This is a genomic window from Pilosibacter rotomagensis (genome assembly GCF_045062245.2).
In the GTDB taxonomy this organism is placed as follows: domain Bacteria; phylum Bacillota; class Clostridia; order Lachnospirales; family Lachnospiraceae; genus Pilosibacter.
The window spans coordinates 3,306,376-3,324,086 of the sequence record NZ_CM170323.1 but is presented as its reverse complement, the minus strand read 5'-3'; the positions used below and the strand labels follow the sequence as shown (position 1 = coordinate 3,324,086).

Genomic DNA, 17,711 nt, shown 5'->3' with positions numbered 1-17,711 from the left:
CTGAATGAGCTTCAGATGGCTGATACCGAAGGCAGACCGATTTTTATGAGAGACCGATCAAAACGGCAAGGATCACAGCGATGGATCCGAAAGTAAACAGGACAGCCTGGAATTTGATCTGGAATTTTGCCCATTTGCCCCAGTCGAGCTTTGCTGCGGCCAGCGCGCCTAAGAGGCAGCCGGAGGTCGGAACGATGAAGTTTGTGAAGGCGTCACCAAGCTGGTACGCAACAACAGCAACCTGTCTCTCGACACCGACAAGATCGGCGAGAGGAGCCATGATCGGCATGGTAAGGGCAGCCTGTCCGGAACCGGATACAACGAAGAAGTTGAATACGGACTGGAAGATATACATAAACCATGCGGAGATCACCGGCGGGAAATTCTGCATGCCCTCGCTGATGCTGTGAAGGAGCGTGTTGAGGACGGTTCCGTCGGTAGCGCTTGTTCCGCCGAGGATAATAATGATACCCTGTGCCATACCAACGCACATCGCAGCGCCTAAAAGGTCAGCCGCACCGTGGTCGAAGGATTTTGCGATATCATTTACTTTCATATCATTCAGCTTGAAGACAACGCCGATGATGCCGGAAACAAGACCCATCACGAAGAACTGGGAAGCGATCTCCGGGATATAGTAGCCCTCGCTTACAACGCCCCAGATCGTCCATACCATGCAGGCAGCGACCGTGAGGAGAACAAGCTTGTGGCCGAGAGTGAACGGCGGCATCTCTTTGCCGTTCTTTGCGAATTCTTTTCTGTATTCTTCGTCAGATTCATACGCAACGGAGAGCTGCGGATCTTTCTTGATCTTTACTGCGTAGCGCATTGTGAAGACGATCGTAAGTCCTGTGAAGAAGATCCATAACGGGATACGGAACCATGCACCGGACATGACCGGAATACCGGCAACACCCTGGGCAACAGCCAGTCCGAACGGATTCTGCCAGGAAGAACCGAAGCCGATCTGTGTAGATACGTAGGAGCACATAATTCCGACAACTGCGTCATATCCCATTGCGATAAACATCGGTACGAGGATCATAACGAACGGGATTGCCTCCTCACCCATACCGAAGACTGCGCCTCCGAGGGAGAACAGGACTACGAGGATCGGGATCAGAAGGATCTCTCGTCCGTTTGTCAAAGCGATGACCCGCATAATGCCGCTTTCTATCGCTCCTGTCCGGAGAACGATACCGAAGGCACCGCCTACGACCAGAATGAAGGCGATGATCCCGACAGCGGTACCATTCTTATCGCCGACGGTCATACCCTCGAATACATAGTTTAAAATTCCCTGACCGCCAAAGTCTTCGGTTCCGAAGATCGGAGCTGCTTTGGTCACCTTATTTCCGTTTTCATCCAGAATATACTGGAAGCTTTCTGGATCCAGAACGGTTCTTGTTTTTTCCACGCCGTTCTGCATATACGTGATTTCTTTTGTGTCGTATTTACCCAACGGGATAAATACGGTGAGCAGAGCCGCGAACAGAATGACACCAAAAATGATGATGTAAGTGTGCGGCATCTGGAAGCCCTTTTTTTTCTCCATGGCTTATCCCCCCATAATTGTATTCTCTACCTGTGAAATCCCCCGCACAGGTAGTGTATCTACTATATTAACATAGATTCTGTGATACGTCATCACTCTTTTCCTTTAATCCTGCATATTAATAGGTTTATACAATTTTGAATCGGCATTTTTGGTACTTATGTAACCAAGCAGAAACATAGGTATTGTATTGCTTATTGTACAAAAAGAAAAAAATGTCAGAATATACACAAAATTGGGATTGAAAGGATGAAAAGTTTGTTCACATCTTCTAAAAAGTATGCTATAATAGAGTCACCATCTAAGAAACTAGTGTATGGGACAAAAAGAGCAGCAAGAGGTGATATCATGGTAAAAAAAGAGATGATAGCGATGCTGTTGGCAGGAGGACAGGGAAGCCGTCTCGGTGTGTTAACACAGAAAGTGGCAAAACCGGCCGTCTCCTTCGGCGGAAAGTACAGAATTATTGATTTCCCGCTCAGCAACTGCATCAACTCTGGTGTTGATACTGTGGGAGTATTGACCCAGTACCAGCCCTTACGTTTAAACGCGCACATTGGAATTGGTATTCCGTGGGATTTAGACCGCAACGTCGGCGGCGTTACGGTTCTTCCGCCTTACGAGAGAAGCAAAGGCAGCGACTGGTATACTGGAACCGCAAACGCGATCTACCAGAATCTGGAGTACATGGAGTCCTACAATCCGGAATACGTTCTGATCCTTTCCGGCGACCACATCTATAAAATGGATTATGAGGTCATGCTGGAATATCACAAAGCGAATAATGCGGATGTCACGATTGCCGCTATGCCGGTACCGATCGAGGAAGCAAGCCGTTTCGGAATCCTGATCACGGATGACAACAACCGGATCACGGAATTTGAGGAAAAACCGAAGAATCCGAGAAGCAACCTTGCTTCCATGGGTATTTATATCTTCAGCTGGAAGGCATTAAAGGAAGCTCTTATCAAGCTTTCTGAAGAGCCGGGCTGTGACTTTGGAAAACATGTGATTCCGTACTGCTTCGAGCAGGGTAAACGGATCTTTGCATATGAGTACAATGGCTACTGGAAAGATGTCGGAACCCTCGGTTCCTACTGGGAAGCAAATATGGAGCTCATCGATATTATTCCGGAGTTCAACCTGTATGAGGAATACTGGAAGATCTACACAAAGAGCGACCGTATCCCGCCGCAGTATATCTCTTCTGACGCAAAGATCACAAAATGTATCATCGGAGAGGGTTCTGAGATCTACGGAGAGGTGACGAATTCCGTTATCGGTTCCGGAGTTGTGATTGAGGAGGGCGCCGTGGTCAAGGATTCGATCATCATGCAGGACAGCGTGATCGGAAAAGGTGCTATGGTCGAAAAGTCCATCATTGCCGAGGACGTAAAGGTCGGAGCTGGGGCACACCTTGGCGTCGGAGAATACGCACCGAGCAAATACGACCAGAAGGTTTACCAGTTTGATCTTGTTACGGTCGGCGAACATTCCGTAATTCCGGAAAACGTAAAGATCGGCAAGAATACAGCAATTTCAGGCGCGACGGCTGCGGAAGATTATCCGAATGGCGAGCTTGAGAGTGGCGGCTACATTATAAAGGCAGGTGGAATCGTATGAGAGCAATCGGTATTGTTTTAGCAGGCGGAAACAGCAAGCGGATGCGCGAACTTTCCAATAAGAGAGCGATCGCGGCGATGCCGATCGCGGGCAGTTTCCGAAGCGTGGATTTTGCGTTAAGCAATATGAGCAACTCTCATATCCAGAGCGTTGCCGTACTGACACAGTATAACTCCCGCTCCTTAAATGAACATTTAAGCTCTTCCAAATGGTGGGATTTCGGAAGAAAACAGGGCGGAATGTATGTATTTACCCCGACGATCACGGCGGAGCACAGTGACTGGTACCGCGGTACCGCAGATGCGTTGTACCAGAATCTGGACTTTTTAAAGAAGAGCCATGAGCCTTACGTTGTGATCGCTTCCGGAGACGGTGTTTATAAGCTGGACTATAACAAAGTCCTGGAATATCATATCGAAAAGAAAGCAGATATCACGGTTGTCTGCAAGGACATGCCGGGCGATGTGGATGTGACCCGTTTCGGTATGATAAAGACGAACGCAGACGGACGGATCGTTGAGTTTGAGGAGAAGCCGATGGTGGCTGATTCCCACACGATCTCTTGCGGTATCTATGTTGTCCGCCGCCGCCAGCTGATCGAGCTTATTGAGCGCTGCGCGAACGAGGACAGATACGACTTCGTACAGGACATTCTGGTGCGCTATAAAGGTCTCAAGCGGATCTACGCGTACAAGTTAAATACATACTGGAGCAATATCGCATCCGTCGATGCTTACTACCAGACAAATATGGATTTCTTAAAACCGGAAGTCCGCAATTACTTCTTCAAGGAGTATCCGGATATCTACTCCAAGGTGGATGATCTTCCGCCGGCAAAATACAATCCGGGCGCGTCCGTGAAGAACAGCCTGGTATCCAGCGGCTGTATCTTAAACGGAACCGTTGAGAACTCTGTTCTCTTCAAGAAAGTCTATATCGGAAACAACTGTATCATCAAGAACTCGGTGATCTTAAATGACGTGTATATTGGGGATAATACCGTTATTGAGAACTGCATCGTTGAGAGCCGCGACACGATCCGTGCCAACACAACGTATATCGGCAAACCGGACGATGTGAAGATCGTCATCGAGAAGAACGAGAGATACACCCTGTAAAAAGGGAGCCGCAGGCCGGAAGCGGGATATTCCGGATGGCGCGGCAAAAGGCAGAAAAACAGGCATTCAAATATTGACTGGCCGGTGATTACATAAAATCTGCGGAGAGCGCAGATGGGGGAGGTTATTATGCAGGTAACAGATGTACGTGTGAGAAGAATTGAGAAAGAGGGAAAGATGAAGGCAATTGTGTCCATCACACTGGACAATGAGTTCGTGATCCACGATATTAAGGTCATTGAAGGGGAGAAAGGCCTGTTTATCGCGATGCCGAGCAGAAAAGCTGCTGATGGCGAATACCGCGATATCGCCCATCCGATCAATTCCGGAACACGGGACATGATCCAGAGAGTGATCCTCGACAAGTACGAGACGACCACACTGGAGGAAGCGCAGGCAGTTTAGTTCTCCGGGAAACTTGTCCGGAGTGATTTCCTGACGCAGGTCCTGCAAAAAAATATAGCCGCAGAGAGCGGCTTGTGAATGGGGAAATAGAAAGTCCGCCGAATCGAAAGGTTTGGCGGACTTTTTTTGCGAATTAGAATCGACAAAGTGTATGCAGGAACCGGTGTCGAGCTGCATTTGAGTTGAGCAGAATGATAAAAAAGACCTCCAGAAACCGGTATGATTCCGGAACTGGAGGTCGTAGATTTTTATGATTTCTTATATGATTACATAAGTCCCGGGATCAGAAGCGGAACATATACGATCATGAAGAATACGATGATCAGTCCGATCAGGTACGGGATAACAGATTTGGAGATCCGTTCGATCGGAAGTCCCGTGATACCGGAAGCAACGAACAGGTTGATGGCAACCGGCGGTGTGATCATGCCGATGGCGATACCAACTACGAAGAGGATTCCGAAATGTACGGTGCTGATGCCCATGGCCTTGACAAGCGGCAGGAACACCGGGGAAAGAATAATGATCGCGGAGGAGGTCTCCATGAAGACTCCGGCGAGCAGGATGATCAGGGAGATCAGGAACATGATCACATACTTGTTTGTGGAGATTCCCAATACTCCGCTTGCGATGGCTTCCGGGATCTTGTAGTTTGCGAGAACCCAGCCAAACGGACCGCTGCATGCGATGATGATCATGATGACAGCGGATGTCTTCGCACTTCCCTTCATGATCTCAATGAGACCCTTGAAGTCAAGGTCGCGGTAGATAAAGAAGGAAACAAAGATCGCGTAGATAACCGCTACGGCAGCCGCCTCAGACGGTGTGAAGTAACCGGAGAAGATTCCGCCGAGGATGATCAGCGGCATTAAGATTCCCCAGATCGCTTCCTTGAAGGTGTGGAGCACGTTTCCTACAGAGAACGCTTTTCCCTTCGGGTAGTTGAACTTGCGTGCCTGATAGAGGGAGATCGCAACGAGGATCACACCCATTAAAATTCCCGGGATAAATCCGTTTTTGAAAAGAGTGTTTACGCTGTCCTCAGAGATAACGGCGTATAATACCATTGGAACGGACGGCGGGATAACGACACCGATGGTTCCGGCAGCTGCGATCAGGGCAGCGGCGGAATCTTCACGGTATCCACGTTTCTTTAACTCCGGGATCAGTGTTGCACCGACAGCGGCTGTTGTGGCGGCACCGGAACCGGAGATCGCCGCGAAGAACATGCCTGCGAGGACGGATACGATGGAAAGACCACCCTTTAACATACCAAGTAAGGACTCGGCGAACTCAACGAGTACCTTGGAAACTTTTCCCTTTGCGAGAAGGTCGCCGGCAAAGATGAAGAACGGGACCGCGATCAGGGAGAAAGAGTCGGTGCTGGCGAACATACGCTGCACGAGGATCAGGAGCTTTACATCGCCTTTTAAGAGGACGAGGAGAGCTGCCGCCGCGATCGCGAATGCGACCGGAACGCCGATCAGAAGCAGAACGATAAAGGAAATGAATAATAATGCTGCCATGTTATGCCTCCTCCTTTCCAAATAAAAGTCCAAGAACCGCGTCAACCGCGTGTACGAGCATGAATCCGCATCCTACCGGAATGCAGAGGTAAATATATTTCATGGGAAGACGCATCGCTGCGGACAGCTGGTTTCCCTGTTTTCCGAAGTATTTCATACCATAGATGATCACGACAACAAAAAGAACTGTGCAGACCACATGGACGAGAAGTTTTAAGACTTTGCTTAATGCGGACGGAACCATATCCTGAACGAATGTGATGGAGATATGGCCGCTGTGCTTGTATACACAGCTTGCGCCTAAAAATGATGACCAGACTAAAAGGTAACGGGTCGCTTCCTCACTCCAGGAGAGTGCGGTGAATGCCATACGGCAGACGATCTGTGCGCCGGTGATGATGACCATGGCGCCGAGCATGACAACGATGATGTAGGAACATAAGGTGTCCAGGACATCGCTGAGTTTATGAAAACCTTTAACGAAAGCCAATGGTGTTTCCTCCTTTTTAAATCCTGAGCGGTTACTGCTCACGACAGGCGTTTTCCGCAGCCATGCGTCTGTAAGGGGACGCCGGCGGCAGGTCCTGCAGGTGTGGAAAATGCTTATCGTGAACAGTAACCATGAAATGTGTTTAAGATGGGACCGGCTGCACAGGAGATCCTGGGCAGCCGGGTCAGATCACATGCTGAAATTCCGACTGCGAAAGCAGTGCCAGCGGATATCAGCACAAAAAGTTACGATCCAGAAACCGGGATTACTTTAAAGCATCCTGGATTCTTGTGATGTAGTCAGCGTAATCCGGATATGCATCGTATACGCTCTGAACAGCAGCACGGAAGCTGTCAACATCCGGGTTTTCTACGACTTCCATACCATGATCCTTGATCTCCTGGAGCTGGTCAGCTTCCTGATCAGCAACCCACTGACGCTCGTACTCAGCAGCTTCCTGAGCGGATTCCTCGAAGATCGTCTGAACATCTTCCGGTAAGGATTTGAAGAGGTCATTGCTCATTGTGATGATCGCTGTGGAGTAGGAATGACGGTCAAGTGTTACATATTTCTGGGACTCCCAGAGTTTGTAGGAGTAGATAACGTTGATCGGGTTCTCCTCGCCGTCGATGGTGCCCTGCTGAAGAGCTGTTAAAGCGTCGGACCATGCCATCGGAACTGCGTTTACACCAAGAGCTTTGAATGTTGCTGTGTAAACATCGTTCTCCATGACACGGAGCTTTAAGCCTGCAACGTCTGCTGCGTTTGTGATCGGTTTCTTGCTGTTTGTGATGTTACGGAAACCACGCTCTGCGTAAGCAAGTCCCTTTAAGTCAGCATCCTCAAGTGTTCCAAGGAGCTCTTTACCGATCTCACCGTCGAGGATCTTGTAAGCTTCTTCGTTGTTTGCGAACAGGAACGGCATATCGAGAACACCCATAGCGCTGGAGAAGTTTACGAACGGACCGCTTGTGATGATACCCATATCAAGAGTACCCATCTGCATGCTCTCAAGCATGGTACGCTCATCGCCGAGAGCTCCGTTCGGATGGATCTCGATCTCGTAGGCGCCGTTTGTGCGCTCTTTTACGAGCTCAGCGAATTTCTCAGCACATACCTGGAAACTGTCCTGCTCGTTTACGGTCGTACCAAGCTTTATTACGGTTGCGTCTGTGTTTGAAGTCGCTTCCTTGCTTTCAGCAGCGGAAGAATCAGCAGCAGCGGCTGTTGTCTCAGCGGCAGCAGCAGTTGTCTCTGCAGAATTGCTGGAAGAGCCGCAGCCTGCCATGGAAAGAACCATAGCGCCTGCCATAACGGCGGATAATAATTTTGCACTTTTTTTCATAATGACCTCCTGAAATCTTTTAAGAATAGATGGATTATAAGTATATATCTTAACTGCCCCTCGCAGATAAGAAACTAAGGAATTGATGGTGGTGTTGGCAAAGTGCGCGAAAGGAAATTGCTCCGCACTGCGTGCTCCCGCAATCTCCGCAGGCATTCGTAATCTGGGCTTTCGCCCTGCTTACTCATGCCGGCTTGGTTGTCAAATGTCTGAACATCCTTGCGTGCGAGCACGCAGTCTGTTCATCCGTTTGACAACGCTTTCGGGGCAAAAAAAAACTCCTGTCTCTTATTTTTTAAGAGACAGAAGCGAAACTTCTGCGGTACCACTCTTATTGCTGTCAAAAAAACAGCCTCTCGATCCCGTCGTTTTTCAAATATGAAAAATTAACAGGCAACACGTTAACGGGTGTAAACCGAACCAGCCTACTTGGAACTCTTTCAGTGGTTAGCTCCGGGAGGATTGTCTGTAACGCGGTGTCTGCAGCTTTTCACCAGCCAGCTGCTCTCTGAAAGGCCTTCGTTAAGAGCGTTCCCATCATCGCAGGAAATATTTGAAACTGACCTTTATTATAGTCACAGATTTTCAAAAGTCAAGAGAATTAAAAAAAATAAATCGCGTATTGTGAGAAAAATATGATATGATAGATCGTATAGTAAATTTATTTCATAGGAGATATTCCAACAGGTTATTATAGAGAATGGAGGAGGAGAATGAAACCGACCGTCAGTATAATTGTTCCTGTCTACAATGCGGAAAAATTCCTGAACCGCTGTGTGGACAGTATTCTCGGACAGGAATATAGAGATTTTGAACTGATTCTCGTAGATGATGGGAGCAGAGATATGTCAGGCTCGATCTGTGATGCGTATGCGAAGACGGATGAGCGTGTGGTGGTGATCCACAAAGAAAATTCCGGGGTTTCAGACACGAGAAATCAGGGAATTGAAAGGGCAAAGGGAACATATCTCCAGTTTGTGGACAGTGATGACTGGCTGACGCCGGATGCGACAAAGCTTATGGTCCGGGCGGCAGAGGAACATGGCTGTGATATGGTGATCTCCGATTTTTACCGCGTCGTTGGGGATATGGTATCCAGAAAAGGGGACATCGAGTCAGACTGCGTGATCGACCGGGAAGAATTCGCGTCCTTTATGATGGAGAATCCGGCGGATTATTACTATGGAGTGCTGTGGAATAAGCTATACCGGCGCGATCTCGTAAACCGCTTCGGGATCCGGATGGATGCGGAGATCAGCTGGTGTGAGGATTTCATGTTCAATCTGGAATATGTCCGCTATGCAGAGACATTCTATGCGCTGAGGACACCGGTGTATTATTATGTAAAGACAAAAGGTTCGCTGGTGAACCAGAAGATCAGCATCACGAAGACTGTGAAGATGAAGCTTATGATGTTTGAGTACTACAACAACTTTTATAAGCATGTGCTGGACGAAGAGGATTATGAGAAAAACCGGCTTCAGGTGTACCATTTTCTGGTGGACGCAGCGAAGGACGGCTTTGTTTTTCCGGCATCGATCCCCGGAAACCGGAAGCTCGGAGAGGAGCGGAGCAGTGCGCTGCAGGAGGTGATCTCCGATGATGGGATCATTGTGGATAAATACCGGGACCGGAAACTTCTGGAGAGATATCTGGAGTCGGCGGCATTGAAGCATGATATGACAATGGAGGAACTTTCCCTGCTTTTATATCTGAAGGATGCAAGCCATGAACTGAGCAGAAAGAATCTTGCGGATCTTATGGATCTTAGCCGCGGAGACCTCGCGGTGGCGGTCCAGCGGTTGTCCGCGAAAAAGATGGTGGAGGTAACGGAGCTTCCGAGAAGGCGGGGAACAGAACGAAAGATCCGACTGGAACTTCTTCCGGCATCAGAAGTTGTGATCCCGGATCTTGAGGCGGCGGAGAACGATTACTATCAGGCGAAGTTTGGGAATTTTACAGAGGAAGAGATCAGACAGTATACGCTGCTGGCACGGAAAGTGCGGGAGAACGAGAGGAGTATTTTGCAGCGGGGATAGGAGAAGGCGCATTCGCGAGAAGCTGCGGACTGCGTCAGGCGGTCGTACTGGTGTGGAAATACAACGGATAAACATCAAAAATATGGAGATAAAGATGGAAAAAGATAAAACTTGCAAAATCGTATTCAGTGACATCGACGGCACGCTGCTGACGTCGGACGGACAGATCACGGAGGGGACGAAGGAGATGATCCTGAATCTTGAGAATAAGGGGATCCCGTTTATCCTGACTTCCGCGCGGTCACCGGAAGGCGTGCGGGTCATTAAGAGAATGCTGGGGAATCATGCACCGATCATTGCGTTCTGCGGCGGGTTGATCCTTGATGATGATGGAAATGAGATCTACAGTAAGAGGATCCCGCTTAAGCGGGCACTAGAACTGAAGGCGATACTGGATAAGGATTTTCCGGCTGTTGCCTGCAATACCTTCGGTGGCGAGAAGTGGATTGTGGATGACCGGGACGACTGGAGAGAGCAGCGGGAAGAGAAGATCGTGGGATTTCCGGCTGAAATTGGATCTATTAAAGATACATTTGAAACAGAAGGCGGAATTCATAAATTTCTCCTCATGGGAGATCCGGACGTGATGACAAAGCTGGCGGCGGTTCTGGCAAGAGATTTCTCTGATCTTCAGTCCGCGGCATCCAACCCGGAATATCTGGAGATCACGGCAGCGGGCGTGGAAAAGTCGGAAGGTTTGAAGACGCTCTGTGGAAAACTCGGAATTTCACCGGAAGAGGCAGCGGCCTTCGGTGACGGCGAGAGCGATCTTTCCATGATGCGTGCGGCAGGGTTCGGCGCGGCAATGGGAAATGCGCCGGAGAATGTGCGGAGACGGGCACCGATGGTGATCGGGAAGAATGATGAGGAAGGGCTGCTGAAGAGGCTGAAGGAGATATTTAAGGACTGAGAAAAATTGAAGAAATAATTAAAAAAACAGACCCATTTGATACAAATCCAGAAATCAAATGAGCCTGTTTTTTAACCGAATCAAGTAAGTCCCCTGCTTCAATTGCGAAAAGCAATAAGCAGTGGGTGGGGACTTGCTTGTATCAGGAGGAGTGCAAGCTCCTTCTGATAAACTGCGGAGCAGTTATTCGGTTATGAGCAAGTAGCGAAGCGGATTGCGAATATCTGCTTGACTTACCAATATCCGAGCGACAGAAGATGTTTCAAAAACTCAACCGTATTACTTCTGTTTCTTCACCGCATTCCTCACCGCATCCGTTGTCCACTGACAAAGCTCAGCGATCTTGAAATCCTGATACCGTCTCATAGTCGTGAGGATCCTATCCCCGATGGGCTTGATATAGCTGTCATCGATGACCTCCAGACCGATCATGATCGCCAGTGCGTTCAGTACCGGGGCTGCAGTACAGTCCGCATCCTGACCTTCCATGGCGATGATGTGGCAGGTCTCCTTAAAGTCCATATTTCCGAACCAGAGGGCAATAACTTCGGCGGCTGCGTTCGGATAGGCGTGGATCCAGTTGTACTCTTTGTAGCGCTCCTCGCAGGCCGTCCATACCGGCTCCCAGGAAGAATTTTCCTTGCAGAGATCCAGCGCATGCTTTACGACTGCGTAGTATTCGCTCTTATGCGGGATCATGTCCACCGCTTTCTCAACAACGGTCCGGATATGGTCCTCCGTGAAAGCGAGGGAGGTGAGCAGGGCGTTGAAGATCCCGCCCAGCATGCCATTGTTGGAGTGGGAGACGATCGAATCGTCCGCGGCGAGTCTCGCTGCGAGTTTCGGGTTTCCGGGTGCTAACATTCCGTGAAGCGGGGTGCGCATCTGCGCTCCGATCCAGTCATAAAAGTAGTTGTTTGTTGTGCCGCTCTCCGGCGGAAGAAGCCCGCGGCGGAGATTTTCGATGGCCGTCTTCTCGGCGGAATATCCGTCGGAGATCAGCTCCAGCCATTTGTAGGCAACGTCGGCAGGCGTGATGTCATAGCCTTTTTCGATGAATCCGTCGAGATAGGCGATCTCGTAGGTGATATCATCATTGTATGTCTCCGGACGGCGGAGATATCCGTAGACCTCGCCGAAGCGTCTGCGGATCTGTTCTGTCGTATAACCTTCGATTTGGGTTCCAAGGCAGCCGCCGATGAGCTGTCCCATCCATCCTGCGGTGACTTTCTTTGCAAAGTCATCGGAAAAGACGTCATAGGGCGCTGCAGGGCCGAAATCAGCTTCTTTTTCTACATCCGCGAAGGTGCGGTAGGTGTTGTAGCTCCAGTAAGGGGAGGCGGGATCCTTCGGCGCTTCATTCAGTGCGTGGAAGATCTTCGCGGTAGCCACCTGAATCGCGGCTCCGTCCTTTTCCTCGGACGCCTTCAGGCCTTCCTCCATGAATTTCTCAGCTTCCGTCACATCATATCCACGGTTGTGCATGCTCTGCACCGCGGCGATCACCACGTCGCAGGGCGCTTTGGATCCCGGAACTTTATTGTCCCAGTCGTGGAAAAGCTGTTTGTCGGAGGCGCGGCCGGCTTCCGTGTAGGCCATCCAGTCCGCCTCATTGTCGTCGTGAAGCTCCGGCGGAACGGCGTCCGCCGTCAGCTTATGTTCAAATTCCCATGCTTTCATAAAGAATCTCCCTCATTTCAGCTGTAAATGTTCCTTCTCGGTTCTGTCGCAGATAAAACCATCAACTTTTCTTTTTCCCCGACATACTTCTCTTCGAATAAATTCCGATCGCGATCATCGTAACCACGTAAGGAATCGTCTGAATAAGCTGGGATGGAAGATTTAACATCTGAAGTCGTACGGCCAGTGAATCTGCCATACCGAAGATCAGTACCGAGCAGGCGATCTTCCATGGAATACCGAGACCCATGGATTCCGCCGCCATTCCGATCCATCCGCGTCCGGCGATCATGTCTCTTGAGAAGAAGGAAACATAACCCATGGACATGTATGCTCCGCCGATCCCGGCGAGACAGCCGGCGATGAGAAGGGCGATGTACTTATATTTCATGACGTTTAAGCCTACGGATTTTGCGGCACTCTCATTCTCACCGACAGCGCGGATCCGCAGCCCGACGGTAGTCTTCCAGAAAAAGACTGTGAGGACGACCACGAGGATCAGCCCGAGATAAGTCAGGACATTATGTCCGGAGATAATGGCACCGAGAACCGGGATGTCTTTGATAAGCGGAATCTTGATCTCCGGCATCACCGGACTCTTTAAACTCTGGGTGGAACCTTTATTTCCGGTCAGATAATAGGTCGTAAAGACTGTGAGACCGCCGGACAAAGTATTTAACGCAATTCCGGCGAGCACCGGGTTTGTATTCAGGATCAGTGTAAAGTAACCAAACACGAAAGCCAGCACCACGCCGACTGCCATTGCGAATATCACGCCGCCCAGAGCGCTGTGGGTAAAGTAACCGCCGACAGGTCCCGCAAGGGCACAGCTTAACATGATTCCCTCAGTTCCGATGGGATCGATGCCGCCTTTCACGAAGACCATGCAGGCCATGGCCGCGAACAGGATCGGAGTCATCACACGGATCGAGGTAAAGAGGAAGTCAGGGGAAAGAATCACACTCCAGATATTCATGCCTGTACCTCCTTTTTCGCTGCAGCTTCGAATTCTTTTGTCTCTTTGATGATGAGTTTCTTCTTATATCCGCTGAGGATCGCGGTGGCGGAGATCAGAAGGACCATGACTGCCTGAATGATGTTTACGATCTCAAACGGGATATCGGAATTTCTGGACATGATATCCGCGCCGATCCGCAGGTAAGATAAAAACAGTGCTGCGAACGGGACATACTGTACCTTCCGTCTGGCGACGATGGCGATCAGAACACCGTCCCAGCCATAGCCCGGGAGTGCGGAATACTGGAAGCGCTGGTACATGCCGAAAAGCTCCGCAGCGCCGCCGAGTCCCGCCAGCATACCACCCAGAATCTGGGTCAGGATGATTATGAGGCCGGAGTTGATGCCCGCGTAGTTTGCCATATTGAAGTTTTCGCCCACAAGGTTTGCCTTAAAGCCGAAGGGTGTCCGGTTTACGATGATCCAGATCACAAGGACAGTCACAAGGGCGATGATCGTACCGGAGTTGATACGCGTGCCGGTGATGATCTTGCTTAAAGCGCATCCTTCCGGAAATTTGTAGGAATAGTTGGAGTTCTGGGTCGGATCATAGAAGAAGGTGGTGATGATCCAGAGCCCGACGTACAGGCAGGTGTAATTGAGCATCAGGGAAGTTACAAGCTCATTGGAGCCGGTCTTTACTTTCATGATGCCCGGGATGAAGCAGATAAATCCGCCTGCGACCGCCGCAGCCGCCATGGCCACGATCAGTGCCGTTTTTCCGGAAAGTCCAAGTCCCAGGGAAGCCGCACAGGCAGCAACGGCGCCGATAAAGAACGCGCCTTCCATGGACAGATTGAAAAGCCCCGGTTTGAAGAGGATGATGACCGCAAGTCCTGTAAACATTAACGGTGTCATACCTTCGATGACGTTTCCGAAACGGCGGACGGAGGTCAGCGGTCCGAAAATAAAGTCTCCGAGAGCGGAGAGGGGCTGGCTGCTGATCAGGAGAATGATCGCGAAGACGATGATCAGGGAGATCAGGATGGCGATCATGGTCCGCAGCATTTCTACATAAGATGAGAGAGGTTTTTTCTGTTTCATGATTCCGATACCTCCTGATGTTTCAGCCCGAGCATGTAGTTTCCGAGCTCGAACTCATCTACTTTTTTCGCGTCCTCGAAGTAGGCGGCAGCCTGTCCGCCGCACATGACGAGAATGCTGTCGGAGAGCTCCATGATCTCGTTTAAGTCCGCGGAGATCAGGATAACGCCCTTTCCGGCATCGCGCTGTTCAATGATCTTTTTCCAGATAAACTCGTTGGCACCCACATCGATGCCCCGGGTCGGCTGGTTGGCGATCAGAAGCTTCGGGTCAGAGGAAAATTCCCTTGCGACTACGACCTTCTGCATATTTCCGCCGGACAGCATACCGATCGGCTGATCGTCATTCTGGCAGAGGACGCCGAAGTCGCTGATAAGTTTATCTGTCCGTTCATGGATATTTTTATAATTGAGAAGTCCGTGTTTTTTTAACAGCGGGCTGTCGATGATGTCTGCGATCATGTTGCCCCAGAGGCTGATGTTTCCGGCCGCTCCGGTTTTGATACGGTCCTCGGGGATATAGGAAATTCCGTCATCGCGGATCGCGCGGATGGATTTTCCAAGGATTTCTTTCCCATCAAAGAGGATACTGCCTTTGACACCGGAGTAGAAACCGAAGATCGCCTCGGCGAGTTCATTCTGTCCGTTTCCCTCAACTCCTGCGATACCTAAGATCTGGCCCTTTTTCAGTGAAAAGGAGACATGGTCCAGGAGCTTTCGTCCTTCTTTATTTTCATAGGTCAGATCAGTGACTTTTAAGAGCGTGTCACCGAATTCTGCCGGCTTTTTATTCATTTTCAGGATGACATCGCGGCCCACCATGAAGCGGGAGATATCTTCTTCTGTCGCGTTGGCGACCGGGATCGATCCCACTGTCCGTCCGGCACGGAGGACTGTGATATTGTCGCAGATCTGCATGACTTCGCGGATCTTGTGGGAGATGAAGATGATCGTGTGATCATTTTTCTTTAGTAAAAGAAGCTGTTCAAAGAGTTCGTCTGTCTCCTGTGGCGTCAAAACTGCGGTCGGCTCATCTAAGATCAGGAGCTTCGCCCCGCGGAGCAGGACTTTTAAGATCTCAACCTTCTGTTTCTGGCTGACGGAGAGCTCTCCAACGACAGCCATCGGATCGATCTTTAAGTTGTACTTTTTGGCGGTTTCTTCCACCGCCTGGATCGCTTTTTCCTTGTCGATCATGATCCCGTTTTTCGGTTCCATGCCGAGGATCACGTTCTCATATACCCGCAGAGAATCCACGAGCATAAAGTGCTGATGCACCATTCCGATTCCGAGACGGATCGTGTCAGCGGCACTTTTTGGCTGGATCTTGTTTCCCTCGAAGATGATATCGCCCTCAGTGGCGTCCTCGTCACCGAACAGGATCTTCATCAGGGTACTTTTTCCGGCACCGTTCTCACCCATCAGGGCATGGATCTCACCTTCCCGGACAGAAAAGCTGACATCCCTGTTGGCCATGACACCGTTGGGGTAGATCTTTGTGATATGTTCCATTTTCAGGATCTCTTTGCCCATACGGATCCTCCTTTCTTATAAAAGCCAAGGGGACTTGTTGACAAGTCCCCTGATGTACTCGATATTCTGGGAAAATCAATGGCCTTGGAAAGATTCCCCAGATGGTTTACATAAAATATCGCAGCAGGTTTTGAGTGGATCTGCCGGATAAAATTACGGAGCTACAGAGTCGATGAGAGCCTGAACTTCGTTCTGGTCAGCATCGCCGAGAGCAGTCGGGATCTCGATTTTTCCGTCGAGAACTTCCTGTTTCTTCTCCTCGATCGTCTTTTTGATCTCGTCCGGAACGTTCTTCTGGAAGTACTCGTTGTCAGCAAGACCCGCACCGTTTTCCTTTAAACCAAGGAATTCACATTTGCCGTAAGGAACCGTTCCCTCTTCTTCCATTTCAGCCATTCTCACGAGGGAATCGCCGACATTCTTTAATACGGAAGAAAGGATCACGTTTGCCTTTGCCTCATCGGAACCGGAGAACAGCATTGCCTGATCAGAGTCAACGCCGATGATGTATTTGCCCATCTCAGCAGCAGCCTCTACGCAGCCAAGTCCGGCCTGCTCAGCAGCCGGGAAGATAATATCAACGCCCTGATTGTACTGGGCGATAGCTGTCTCTTTACCCTTTGCGGTATCATCCCAGGAACCGATGTAGGAAACGTATACCTTGATATCCGGGTCAACAGATTTTGCGCCTGCGATGTATCCAACAAGGAAGTCAGTAATGATCGGGTGCTCGGAACCGCCGACGAAACCGATCTTCTTGTCTTCATTTGCGTTTGGCATGTCTTTGGATTCTGTTACAAGTGCTGCGAGAACGCCGGCAAGGTAGCTGCCCTCGTTCTGTTTGTAGCTGATCGCGTAAAGGTTCGGCCACTTGCCCTCTTCCATATCAGAGTCGAACATAACGAATTTCTGATCCGGGAATTCTTCCGCAACCTGCTCGATGACCTCAGCGGAGGAAGATCCGTTGGAAATGATAACATCGTATTTTCCTTCCTCAGCGAGATCCTGGAATGTCGGCTCCCACTTTGTCTGGTCACGGCCGATCTCGATAACCTTTATCTCGCAGCCAAGATCGGAAGCAATCTTTTCCATACCTGCGTTTGCAGAATCGTTGAAGGATTTATCACCTAACTGTCCTGTACATACGAATACAAAGGACGGCTTCTTTGCGTCTGTCTCAGCAGCGGCAGCAGTTGTCTCGGCATCAGCTTTTGCGCTTTCAGCGGCAGCAGTTGTAGCTGCAGTATCAGTTTTTCCTCCGCACGCGGTGAGCAGCAGTCCGGCTGCCAAGAATAATGCGGTAGCTTTCATGGTCTTTTTCATGTTTTCCTCCTGTTTTTCGGCTTGTTCTCCGGGAAATATGATCACCGGAGAACAGATTTGATTTTTTTCATGGGTATACTATACCAAATTTGTGCAAATTAGAC

At 49.8% G+C, this 17,711-nt stretch carries 14 protein-coding genes and 1 other annotated feature; of the genes, 5 read left to right on the top strand and 9 right to left on the bottom strand.

What is annotated here, in order from left to right:
- Positions 1 to 43 precede the first annotated feature (43 nt).
- On the bottom strand, positions 44 to 1,555 hold the full coding sequence (gene yfcC / locus ACI3EW_RS14925) for a putative basic amino acid antiporter YfcC (protein ID WP_118531146.1): 1,512 nt from the start codon (positions 1,553 to 1,555) through the stop codon (positions 44 to 46).
- A 348-nt stretch (positions 1,556 to 1,903) separates the two neighbouring features.
- Here yfcC and ACI3EW_RS14920 point away from each other — a divergent pair, with 348 nt between their 5' ends.
- The 3 genes from ACI3EW_RS14920 (at position 1,904) to spoVG (ending at position 4,701) form a co-directional block, all read left to right on the top strand.
- Positions 1,904 to 3,178, top strand: a complete 1,275-nt coding sequence (locus ACI3EW_RS14920) for a glucose-1-phosphate adenylyltransferase (protein ID WP_118531144.1) — start codon at positions 1,904 to 1,906, stop codon at positions 3,176 to 3,178.
- On the top strand, positions 3,175 to 4,296 hold the full coding sequence (gene glgD, locus ACI3EW_RS14915) for a glucose-1-phosphate adenylyltransferase subunit GlgD (protein WP_118531142.1): 1,122 nt from the start codon (positions 3,175 to 3,177) through the stop codon (positions 4,294 to 4,296). The genes ACI3EW_RS14920 and glgD overlap by 4 nt, the downstream gene beginning before the upstream one ends.
- A 129-nt stretch (positions 4,297 to 4,425) precedes the next feature.
- Positions 4,426 to 4,701: a septation regulator SpoVG gene (spoVG, locus tag ACI3EW_RS14910; RefSeq protein ID WP_015553023.1), complete on the top strand. Its 276-nt coding sequence runs from the start codon at positions 4,426 to 4,428 to the stop codon at positions 4,699 to 4,701.
- A 266-nt stretch (positions 4,702 to 4,967) separates the two neighbouring features.
- On the opposite strand, the gene ACI3EW_RS14905 is transcribed toward spoVG, so the two are convergent.
- The 3 genes from ACI3EW_RS14905 to ACI3EW_RS14895 form a co-directional block, all read right to left on the bottom strand.
- The gene (locus tag ACI3EW_RS14905; RefSeq protein ID WP_405579382.1) at positions 4,968 to 6,227 is read right to left on the bottom strand and encodes a TRAP transporter large permease; all 1,260 of its coding nucleotides are present in this window, start codon (positions 6,225 to 6,227) and stop codon (positions 4,968 to 4,970) included.
- A gap of 1 nt (position 6,228) precedes the next feature.
- The gene (locus ACI3EW_RS14900) at positions 6,229 to 6,717 is read right to left on the bottom strand and encodes a TRAP transporter small permease (protein WP_405579385.1); all 489 of its coding nucleotides are present in this window, start codon (positions 6,715 to 6,717) and stop codon (positions 6,229 to 6,231) included.
- A gap of 265 nt (positions 6,718 to 6,982) precedes the next feature.
- Positions 6,983 to 8,062 carry a TRAP transporter substrate-binding protein gene (locus ACI3EW_RS14895; RefSeq protein ID WP_405579388.1) on the bottom strand — a complete coding sequence of 360 codons (1,080 nt, stop codon included), beginning with the start codon at positions 8,060 to 8,062 and terminating at the stop codon, positions 6,983 to 6,985.
- Positions 8,063 to 8,357: 295 nt separating this feature from the next.
- Positions 8,358 to 8,612, bottom strand: a binding site (T-box leader).
- A 163-nt stretch (positions 8,613 to 8,775) separates the two neighbouring features.
- Here ACI3EW_RS14895 and ACI3EW_RS14890 point away from each other — a divergent pair.
- Both ACI3EW_RS14890 and ACI3EW_RS14885 read left to right on the top strand, forming a co-directional pair.
- The gene (locus tag ACI3EW_RS14890) at positions 8,776 to 10,101 is read left to right on the top strand and encodes a glycosyltransferase (RefSeq protein WP_015553026.1); all 1,326 of its coding nucleotides are present in this window, start codon (positions 8,776 to 8,778) and stop codon (positions 10,099 to 10,101) included.
- A 94-nt stretch (positions 10,102 to 10,195) separates the two neighbouring features.
- Entirely contained in the window at positions 10,196 to 11,011 is an 816-nt protein-coding gene (locus ACI3EW_RS14885) for a Cof-type HAD-IIB family hydrolase (protein WP_405579391.1), read from the top strand.
- Between the two features lie 279 nt (positions 11,012 to 11,290).
- Here the strand turns inward: ACI3EW_RS14885 and ACI3EW_RS14880 are convergent, their stop codons facing one another.
- The 5 genes from ACI3EW_RS14880 to ACI3EW_RS14860 form a co-directional block, all read right to left on the bottom strand.
- Positions 11,291 to 12,691: an ADP-ribosylglycohydrolase family protein gene (locus tag ACI3EW_RS14880; protein ID WP_405579394.1), complete on the bottom strand. Its 1,401-nt coding sequence runs from the start codon at positions 12,689 to 12,691 to the stop codon at positions 11,291 to 11,293.
- 61 nt (positions 12,692 to 12,752) lie between these two features.
- Positions 12,753 to 13,667, bottom strand: a complete 915-nt coding sequence (locus tag ACI3EW_RS14875; RefSeq protein ID WP_405579396.1) for an ABC transporter permease — start codon at positions 13,665 to 13,667, stop codon at positions 12,753 to 12,755.
- A complete protein-coding gene (locus ACI3EW_RS14870; protein ID WP_405579399.1) occupies positions 13,664 to 14,752 on the bottom strand; it encodes an ABC transporter permease in 1,089 nt (362 codons plus the stop codon). Before ACI3EW_RS14870 ends, ACI3EW_RS14875 begins: the two co-directional genes overlap by 4 nt.
- Positions 14,749 to 16,284, bottom strand: a complete 1,536-nt coding sequence (locus ACI3EW_RS14865; RefSeq protein ID WP_405579402.1) for an ABC transporter ATP-binding protein — start codon at positions 16,282 to 16,284, stop codon at positions 14,749 to 14,751. The genes ACI3EW_RS14870 and ACI3EW_RS14865 overlap by 4 nt, the downstream gene beginning before the upstream one ends.
- Before the next feature lie 153 nt (positions 16,285 to 16,437).
- Positions 16,438 to 17,607, bottom strand: coding sequence for a BMP family ABC transporter substrate-binding protein (locus ACI3EW_RS14860; RefSeq protein ID WP_178592376.1), 1,170 nt, complete (start codon positions 17,605 to 17,607; stop codon positions 16,438 to 16,440).
- Positions 17,608 to 17,711: the final 104 nt, after the last annotated feature.

Bases quoted from the DNA above. Each gene is read 5' to 3' on its own strand.
- ACI3EW_RS14875 (WP_405579396.1), bottom strand. From the start codon at position 13,667: ATGAATATCTGGAGTGTGATTCTTTCCCCTGACTTCCTCTTTACCTCG.
- ACI3EW_RS14885 (WP_405579391.1), top strand. From the start codon at position 10,196: ATGGAAAAAGATAAAACTTGCAAAATCGTATTCAGTGACATCGACGGC.
- ACI3EW_RS14890 (WP_015553026.1), top strand. From the start codon at position 8,776: ATGAAACCGACCGTCAGTATAATTGTTCCTGTCTACAATGCGGAAAAA.
- ACI3EW_RS14860 (WP_178592376.1), bottom strand. From the start codon at position 17,607: ATGAAAAAGACCATGAAAGCTACCGCATTATTCTTGGCAGCCGGACTG.
- spoVG (WP_015553023.1), top strand. From the start codon at position 4,426: ATGCAGGTAACAGATGTACGTGTGAGAAGAATTGAGAAAGAGGGAAAG.
- glgD (WP_118531142.1), top strand. From the start codon at position 3,175: ATGAGAGCAATCGGTATTGTTTTAGCAGGCGGAAACAGCAAGCGGATG.
- ACI3EW_RS14870 (WP_405579399.1), bottom strand. From the start codon at position 14,752: ATGAAACAGAAAAAACCTCTCTCATCTTATGTAGAAATGCTGCGGACC.
- ACI3EW_RS14880 (WP_405579394.1), bottom strand. From the start codon at position 12,691: ATGAAAGCATGGGAATTTGAACATAAGCTGACGGCGGACGCCGTTCCG.
- yfcC (WP_118531146.1), bottom strand. From the start codon at position 1,555: ATGGAGAAAAAAAAGGGCTTCCAGATGCCGCACACTTACATCATCATT.
- ACI3EW_RS14905 (WP_405579382.1), bottom strand. From the start codon at position 6,227: ATGGCAGCATTATTATTCATTTCCTTTATCGTTCTGCTTCTGATCGGC.
- ACI3EW_RS14920 (WP_118531144.1), top strand. From the start codon at position 1,904: ATGGTAAAAAAAGAGATGATAGCGATGCTGTTGGCAGGAGGACAGGGA.
- ACI3EW_RS14895 (WP_405579388.1), bottom strand. From the start codon at position 8,062: ATGAAAAAAAGTGCAAAATTATTATCCGCCGTTATGGCAGGCGCTATG.
- ACI3EW_RS14865 (WP_405579402.1), bottom strand. From the start codon at position 16,284: ATGGGCAAAGAGATCCTGAAAATGGAACATATCACAAAGATCTACCCC.